The organism is Paraburkholderia sp. 31.1 (genome assembly GCF_014397645.1).
In the GTDB taxonomy this organism is placed as follows: Bacteria; Pseudomonadota; Gammaproteobacteria; order Burkholderiales; family Burkholderiaceae; genus Paraburkholderia; species Paraburkholderia tuberum.
This window is the reverse complement of sequence record NZ_VZQN01000140.1, coordinates 1-1896: the sequence shown is the minus strand read 5'-3', so window position 1 is coordinate 1896 and position 1896 is coordinate 1. Positions and strand designations below refer to the sequence as shown.

The 1896-nt window shown below is 57.8% G+C and carries 1 pseudogene; it reads right to left on the bottom strand.

The window, feature by feature from the left end:
* Positions 1-1652: 1652 nt before the first annotated feature.
* Positions 1653-1751 (bottom strand): annotated as a pseudogene (locus F6X37_RS35630) (LysR family transcriptional regulator); the annotation flags it as partial.
* Positions 1752-1896: the final 145 nt, after the last annotated feature.

Genomic DNA, 1896 nt, shown 5'->3' with positions numbered 1-1896 from the left:
CTTTGGAATGAGACGGTGTTTGCCTGGTAACAACCATCGTATCAATCCCTGGATCAGCCCCCTCCCTTTCTCTTCAAGCACTTACCCGCGTCTTCTCCTCCATGTAGGCTTAAGTAAGTGCCATTCCTGCTAGAGCAGCATCGGCCAGGACTTCGGATCGGAGCAGGGCGCGTTTCCTTGCGTCTGGTCTGAAGCCGGCCCTGCATCGGCGGGCTGTCGCGGACTCTGCGCGCGACGCGCGCCATCAGCTCGTTATGCGACGGAACGCTCTGAGAGCACGGGCCTGGCAACGCTACCTGGACCCGGAAAGCTGTTCGGCTACGTCTGTGATTCGGCGCTGCACGATATGGTTCATCCAGTCGGTTGCATCCGGGTTGGGGGCGGCTGTCAATCCTCGTGTCACCGCAGTGGCGGGTCGTTCGTCGGGCCAATGTCCAAACGACGCATCCTGGTTAGCGCCGCTCATCGACGGTAGTGCCCACCGGTGTCGATCCGCGGCGCGATCACGGGCGTGCGGCCGATGCGCGGCCTCGAGGCGGGTTTGCCCGCCCATCGAATCCGACGGTAGCCATGTGTGCGGCGCTGCCTGACGGTCATGCTGTCGATGTTTGCGTGACACGTCAGACGTGCCGTTGCCAACCGGTTGTGGTCCGGCGCGAACGACCTTCGTTTTCATCGTGACCCGCGCAGGCATGCGATGCGTTTCAATCGCCACGGGTAGCGCCGTGCTGCGCGGCTGCGGGACTTTGCACTGGCTGAGGAGTTTGCGGGGCGCCACCGCTCGCTGCCTGGCCGGGTCAGAGACGACATCAGCCTGAAACCAGGATTCACGTAGCGGAGGATGACCCAGCGCGATCCACGCGCATACGGCGACCCCACCAATCAGAAACGCAGGTCCGGCGAATGCACGCCGACGCGCTTGCGAATGGCGAGACGCGGATGGCTCATCCGTCACGACTTCCGTGCAAGGTTCCTTCAGTGTGAGAGCAAAGACGGCATTCTGCTCAATGCGTCGCGGTTCCCAGCAAAGTGTCTGGACTGCTGTATAAAGCGCGTCGCGTTGCGCACAACGAAGAATCCCGGAGGATAACTGCTTCCACACATATGCGGACACAGGTGGGCAGTGGCGTGGTCATGCGAATGGCACAGCGCTTCCGATACGCGTATGGGAGACTATCGTCAGCATCAGCTACTTTTCAATATCTGACATTCAATTTATACGTGTGCCAAACGATATGCGGCATCAGCAATGCCTACCGTCAGATACTGCTCAAGTGATTTCAACGCTAGCAAGGAATGGTTCTAGAGACTGGAGCGATCATGGTCCAGTCATATCGTGCGTGCAGTCGAATCATGAGTAGGTGGCGAAGCGTTTGATGCAGGCCCGAAGGTATCAGAAGGCCAATAGCGCGATGTGAATTTTTTAAAAGTCGACATCATTCGCGATTATTCCGCTTCCATTTCCCGATCCACTTCTGTTGCCCGCTTCCGTTGCGATTGGCGCCGTCACAGGGCTGTCGCTTGCACTTCGGTGCTGTCGTTAATTTTTCCATGCACGTGGGCACGGTGACCTTCGCCATCAGACGCGATGTCGCGCCGTAGCAACTTCGCGAATCGTTTCTACGATTTCCGCGGATTGGGTGTTTCTGGATATTAACAGCCGGTTGCGAAATGCCGAGCAGGGCCGCCGCCTTGCTCGTGCTTCCTGCGTTCATGACCGCCCTGAACACTTCAATATCCCTGATCCGCATAACCTAGACTTATTGAGTTAATTATTTCCGATGTTGATGCAATCCCGGGTAAAAGTAAACTTCGATCATCAATCCACCACGAGGCATCGCCGGGAGCAACATGACAAGCAATCCCCAGAAAGCGCCGCAGCCGTTCCGCAGCCTG